The sequence below is a fragment of the Streptomyces sp. NPDC057307 genome, from assembly GCF_042667665.1.
In the GTDB taxonomy this organism is placed as follows: domain Bacteria; phylum Actinomycetota; class Actinomycetes; order Streptomycetales; family Streptomycetaceae; genus Streptomyces.
The window spans coordinates 1-6,208 of record NZ_JBHUZM010000243.1 but is presented as its reverse complement, the minus strand read 5'-3'; the positions used below and the strand labels follow the sequence as shown (position 1 = coordinate 6,208).

At 69.6% G+C, this 6,208-nt stretch carries 2 protein-coding genes and 1 pseudogene; 1 reads left to right on the top strand and 2 read right to left on the bottom strand.

Translation table 11 applies throughout. The features are described from left to right. Nucleotides 1-87: 87 nt before the first annotated feature. Entirely contained in the window at nucleotides 88-582 is a 495-nt protein-coding gene (locus tag ACFUN8_RS36740; protein ID WP_383647617.1) for a hypothetical protein, read from the bottom strand. A gap of 499 nt (nucleotides 583-1,081) precedes the next feature. Between ACFUN8_RS36740 and ACFUN8_RS36735 the strand changes: the two genes are divergently transcribed. Further along, nucleotides 1,082-5,506 carry an NACHT domain-containing protein gene (locus ACFUN8_RS36735; protein WP_383647615.1) on the top strand — a complete coding sequence of 1,475 codons (4,425 nt, stop codon included), beginning with the start codon at nucleotides 1,082-1,084 and terminating at the stop codon, nucleotides 5,504-5,506. A 464-nt stretch (nucleotides 5,507-5,970) separates the two neighbouring features. Here ACFUN8_RS36735 and ACFUN8_RS36730 read toward each other — a convergent pair. Further along, nucleotides 5,971-6,120, bottom strand: a pseudogene (locus tag ACFUN8_RS36730) (IS5/IS1182 family transposase); the annotation flags it as partial. Nucleotides 6,121-6,208: the final 88 nt, after the last annotated feature.

Here is a 6,208-nt window from a genome sequence, read left to right as displayed (position 1 = left end):
GCCGCCGATCGCCGGCGGCGGCACGCTGCCCGGCACGACGTTCCACGCGTATCGGTCATGCGCGGTGCGGGACGACCGCTGAGGCAGTCACGGCCTCAGCAGGGTCAGCATGACGGCCGCTGTCAGGCAGCTGATGCCGGCCATTTCGCAGCAGAAGGAGATCAGCACCGTCCGCGCCTTGACGCGGGTGGTCCTTTCCGCGCTGATGAGAACCTTCAGCTGGATCGTGGTGATCGCCTTTCGGGCCTCCTTCTCGGATGCGTCCCAGAAGTCCGGCGAGATGTGGGGAAGGAGGCTCTGGGGGGAGACGTGGAACGCCTTGCGGGGGAGGTTGGAGAAGACTCCCCCGATGGTCGCCGCGAGGAAGGAGACCGTGGAGGCGGCGATCAGTGCCCGGCCGGCCGGGTGAGGGGCTTCCGGAGCTTGGGGAAGCAGGGTCACCAGGGCGAGTTGAAGAGTGACCAGCGCTCCGGACGAGGTGATGACCGCAAGTCCTCGTGCCTCCAGCGATGCGCGCCTGGCGCGGACGACGTCGAGCTGCGCGGATATGAACTCGCCGATGACGTCGCCCGCGGTGGTCATGCTGTGAGTGTGCCCGTGTCGCGCGGCCGTCCCACCTTCCGACAGGGACACGGGGACAGTTCGTCGCGTACGTCCTCCCCCTCGATGGGAGGGTACGGAGGCTGCGGGGGAGCCGGGGGCTGAGGGGGCCCCGGAGTGGCGCATACGCGGCGGAAGCGCGGGCCGGGGGAGCCGGCCGGTCCGTTCGCGGTGGTCGTGGTGGACAGGGACAGAGACATTCGGACCTCACGCTGTGTCTCGGAGCGGTGAGGTGTGCACACCCCGGGCGGAGCCGGCGTGCGTCCTTTCTCCCTCAGTCGCGGCCGGAACCGAACCGACCCGAGGTCGGTGACCACGACCGGGTAAACCCGCTGGTCGGACGCGCCCGTACCTAATCTCCGCGAGGTCGGGTGAATCGGTTCCCCGTGACGGACAGGCCCGAGGTGGCATGCTGAGGCGTGCGGACCGCGGTGGTGCGTGGCGGGCCTGGGGAGCCCCGTGAGCGCGGAGGGGATCGACGATGGTGCCGACGGGGGTTCACAAGGGCGGCGACATCGCGGCGATTCGACCGGGCCGGGAGCGCGACGGCGCACCGTCGCCCGACGGTCTCGTGTCGGTGGCGGAGGCGATCGCCCTGCTGGAGGTCCGCTACGGATCTGCCGCCACAGTCCGTGAAGCCCTGCTGAGACGACTGACCCAGCTCTCGCAGGAACCCAAGTTCGCTTCATTCGTACGCGGTCCCGTTCCGCGGAAGCTCTCGCCGAGCACGTACTGGCGAGCCGCCACCGCGTACCGCACCGGGCGTGCGGTCAGCCCACTGCTCGTACTGACCCTGTTCCAGGAGCTGGAGGCCGGTCGGCGCCGGACGGAGGAGGCCGGCGGCGGGCACTGGGTGGGGAAGGACCTGCTCAAGTCCCTGAAGAAACAGGCGAACCTGCCCGCGCCCACAGCTCCGGCATCACCGGAACGGGGAGGCTGGGCTCCGGCGCGGCGACTGGCCGAGGCCAGCATCGGCGCGCTGCGTGAGGCCGAACGGCTCGACAAGAAGGGCGCGATCACACTCGGCGAGGTGTACGTGGCGCGCGGCTGTGAGCATCGGCTGGCGAAAGAGCTGCTCGACGGTCTGACGGCCCGCGAGGCACCCTATGCGCCACAGGTGATCGTCGGAGAAGCGGGAACGGGCAAGACGAGCCTTCTCTGGAAGATCGCCGATCTTGTGCGCCGGGCGACCGACCACACGGGCAGGCCCCGTGTTCCCGTGGCGCGGCCGACGCTGATCCGGGGTGAGGACCTCTTCGGCTCAGGCGCCGCCGCGTCCGCGCACGCCGAACCCGTCGACCAGTTGCGCAAGGCACTCCGTCAGAAGAGGGCACGTGACGCGCTGATCGTGCTTCTCGACACCGCGGACATCTTGCTCCACGACGACGCGGGGAAGGCCCGGTGCGAAGAGCTGATGAACCTGTGCCGGACACACCGGGTGCCGCTCGCGATGACTTGCCGGGTCCGTGAACAGCACACGCTGGCCGAGTTGTTCGAAGGCGAGGCGTACGAGCTCACGACACTCGGCGACTTCCGGCGGGGCGTGGAGGTCCGGCGCGCGGTCACCGCGTACTGCGACCGCTACTACCGCGGCCGCGCTCAGCATGAACGTGACACGGTGCGGGAGGAGATACTCGACGCGGCGGTCCGCGGACTGCCGATCCGTGAGGTCGTCGGACGGGCACTGACCCTCCGGATGCTGTTCGAGGTGTACGCGCCGGACACCGCCGATGCCGCCCAGATCCCCACCCGTGAGATCGACTCGGACAGTGTGTACGAGCTGTTCTGGGAACGCAGGGTCAAGAAGGACCTGCGGCACGGCGGCAGCAGGATCGCGGCCAAGGAGGATCTGGCGCCGGTGGCCGAGGCGCTGGCCCGGCAGATGCTGCACGACGGCAAGGCACACGTCACCCTCGCGAACGGAACCGGTGTGCCCCGAGTCCTCGCCGAGGCCGACCCGAAAGCGGCCGTCGGACTGGCGCGCCTGGACGGGCGGGGCGTGCTGGTCGGAGCCGGATCGCGTTTCGGGACCGTCCGGTTCTTCCACCAGACGCTCTACGAGTACGCGGCAGGCCGTTGTCTGGTGACCCTGACCGAACAACAGGGCACGAAGTACTACCGAATGATGGAGAACTGGCTGACGGCGCATCCGCAGGACTTCCTACGGGCGGTCGTCGCCGAGCGGGGCATCGTGCAGGGTGCCCGGAGCGACGGCGCCGCGCGAGGACCCGCGCTGCGGCTGTTGCGGCGGCTCGCCGGGGCCGAGGACAGCTACCTGCAGACCATCGCACTGCGTGCGTACGCGTTTCTCCCCGAGGTGCTGCCCGGCACCGATGCCGATCTGCGGGAACTGCTGCGCGTGGCCCCGGACCCCATGGTGACCGAGTTCGTCGGGCTGCTGCCCACACGGCATCATCTGCGCCCTAAACGTGTCACCGACGACCTCGCGGTCGTGCTGCGCCGCTCGGGCAAGGAGATGCGGCGGCCGGTCCTGGAGGCCCTGTGCCGCTTCGCCAACGCGGGTCAGGACGCCGCGTTCGCCGTGCAGGGCCTGCTGGACGGCCTGTGCGAGGACCCTGACGTGTGCATCGGGTACCGGGTCGACGACCTGGCGGAACACGCGGACGGACAGGCCGACGAGGATACGGGGAACGGCTGGCAGGGGTGCCGGAGCGCGAGCTGCCTGTGGTCCTGGCTTCTCAACCTCAGCAACCAGAAGATCACCGACCACGGCAACCAGGCTGTGCGGCTGGTCGACGCGGTCGCCCGGCATCTGCCCGGCTGGGCGGCGGTGCTGATGGAGCAGCAGATCCAGCTCGCCCGTGAGCGTAAGCACGGGCGCTGGCTGAGCCAGTGCATCGAGCCGATCGACCGGCACCGGGACGCGGCCGGCTGGGGGACACTGCTGGACCGTGCCGCCAGGGCGGTCGAACAAGTGGGCGACCCCAAGGCCGTACGTCAGCGACTGCGGCCAGCGGCCCGCGGACGCTCCGACGGAGGCGGCGACGCCACGGCTCCGGCATCGGACGCCGATGGTGCCGAAGAACAAGGAGAAGACGGGGCGATGCGCATTCTCGCCCGTCACTGGGCCCGCGGTTCCGGCAGCGCGCTCACCCCCGCCCGGCGACTGCGCAAGCTCGCCGGAGACGGGCGCATACCGTACGCCACCCCGTGGCTGCCGGTGCGGGCGCAGCTCACCGCGCTCGGCTGGATGATGCGGACCGAGGAGACGGGTGTCGCCGACTTTCTCCAGGAGGCTGTGGACACCTGCCAAGGGACCAGAAAGGAAGGGCAGATCGCGCGGGTGCTTCTCCCGCAACTGCTCCAGCCGACCGGTGCGCCCCAGGAACCCGGCGTACGGGCCGCGGGGGACTGGTGTGCCCAGCGGCTGCGCCTCCTGACGGACGCGCAGCCCGGAACCCCCATGCCGCCTTCCGTCCGGTTCTGCGCCCACGGGCTCAGCGGCCTGTCCCCCGACATCGTCCGTGCCATCGCGGAGGACGCCTGGGGCCGGGCCGGACGGCCCTGGTCGGACAGCCGTACCGACCATGTGTTCCTCAACGAGGAGGGAGCCTCCGCTCTGTGCGTACCCCTGGCCGCCGCCGGGTACGGCCGCGCGACCAGGGCGTTGGCGAGATGGAGGAAGCTTGAGGCCGACCGCACCGCGCAATTCGCCCTGGGCGGCAACCGGTGGCCCAGGTTCCGGCCGACCGAGCAGAACCCCCGCGGACTGCCCTGGCAGGGACAACCCCGTGACCGGTTGGTGGGCCCACTGCACCGCGCCCTGGTCCGGCACGCGCCGCACGCCCATCATCTCGCCGGTGACACGAATACCCGGGTGCCGTCGGCCGATATGCCGTGGCTGACCGAACTCGCCGACCGAACGGCACAGCACCCCACTGCCTCCGCCGATGGGGAACTGTTCGCGACGTACGGAACGGAGCTCGCCGCCTGGTGCCAAGAGGTGTGGAAGATCGAAAGGTACCCGCAGCCCGACAACAAGCACCAGGCACTGCGGCTGTGGCGGCACCTGGTCGGCCTGCGGGCCGTCGCCCGGCCGGCACTGCGCGAACAGGCCGCGCTACTGAGCACGTTGAGAACCGTTCCGGAGCGGCGCGCGGGACTGGAGACGCTGCTCGACTGGAATCGCGAGGGGGTGTCCGAGCTGGCCGGGCAGGGAGGGGAGGACGGCTGGCAGACCATGGTCGACGGGCTCGACACGATGATTCACGAACTGGGCGTCGCCTCCGCCGGACAACCCGGTGCCAGGCATGAGGGTGGGAACGGACGTGACGTGGGCCATGCCCGGTCCGCGCAGGGCCCGCTACTGTCCGCCGCGGTCAAGCTGCGCCACCTTGTCCTGTACCGCTTCGCCTCGCTGACGGACCCGGCCGACCGAAGCCGGGTCATCGCGGATGCGGAACGGCAGACCGCCTCGGCGGCGCGGGCCCAGGAGCTCACCAGCGTGGGCTTTCTCGTCCGCAGGCTGATCGAGGTCGATCTGCCCGATGCCGTACGCCTCTTCATCCATGTGGCCGACGCCGCGGTCCGCGTCTCGGCCTGGGGAACGGGCGACGGCGACGGGCGCGACAGCGGTGACTCGCACGATGTCGAGAGTCTGGTCCATCACTGGAGGAGCCTGGTCTACGAGCTGGTCAGAACCACCGACCGCGACCAGTTCCGCCGAGTGGTCACCGGCCTCGCGCGAGGCCCGCTGATGGCACTGACGTGGGTCGTCGACGGGAGCCTCAAGCACCGCCGTGACGACGACACGCCCAGCGACCTCGAACGGTGGCTCGCCGACAGCCCGTACCGCGACGAGGTCAGCAAGTGCCTTCACAGCGCCGGGGTCCGGCATCGCTGGACACCGTTGAGCGACCTGCTGTGGGCGGAGATTCTTACGTAAGCCTGCGACCGAGTGGGCGGTTGTTTGAACCTGTTCCCGATGACGCACCACGTGGAGTGCGTGGCGACCCTGGAGCCCATCGCGAAGGGCGTCGAGGGTGGCGATGCTCTGCGAGGAGCCGCTGGGCCCCGATGGCCACTTGTCCCGGAGGAGGTCGGCGAACGTGGTGACCTGCCGCGATGGGTAGCTTATGGTCGCTGACCTGTGCGAATGGTCTTTCGCTTGTTTCCTGCTCGTGCCGGTTGATCAAGCCGGAAGCCCCCGTCGATGATCATGTAGGAGCGGGGACGCCGGACATCGTGGGCGTAGGCGTCCATCATGCCAACCACGCTCGGCTTGATCTGATGACAGTGCTGCAGAACGAGTAGCTCTCTGCCGCCCCTCGGCGCGCCGCCACGTCGGCGCAGCATTCCGGCCCAGTTTGAGCAGTCGTTCGCAGCAGCAGAGGGCGGCTGCGACCTTGCGGGCGATACGGACTCCGACGCGTTGGTGTTCGCCGCTGAGAGGCCGACGGGGAGGGGCAGTACGTTCGCGTCCGACAGGACGTGCGTCTTGGAACCGGGCTTGCCCCGGTCCACGGGGATCGGGCCTGTGAGTTCGCCCCCTTCTAAAGCGTGTTGCAGAAGGCTGTGAATCGGGCATTTCCGTTGTATGGGTGGGGTGTTGAAGGCTGAGCCGTTGTGGGTGGAGACGTTCACCGGG

Bases quoted from the DNA above. Each gene is read 5' to 3' on its own strand.
- ACFUN8_RS36735 (WP_383647615.1), top strand. From the start codon at position 1,082: ATGGTGCCGACGGGGGTTCACAAGGGCGGCGACATCGCGGCGATTCGA.
- ACFUN8_RS36740 (WP_383647617.1), bottom strand. From the start codon at position 582: ATGACCACCGCGGGCGACGTCATCGGCGAGTTCATATCCGCGCAGCTC.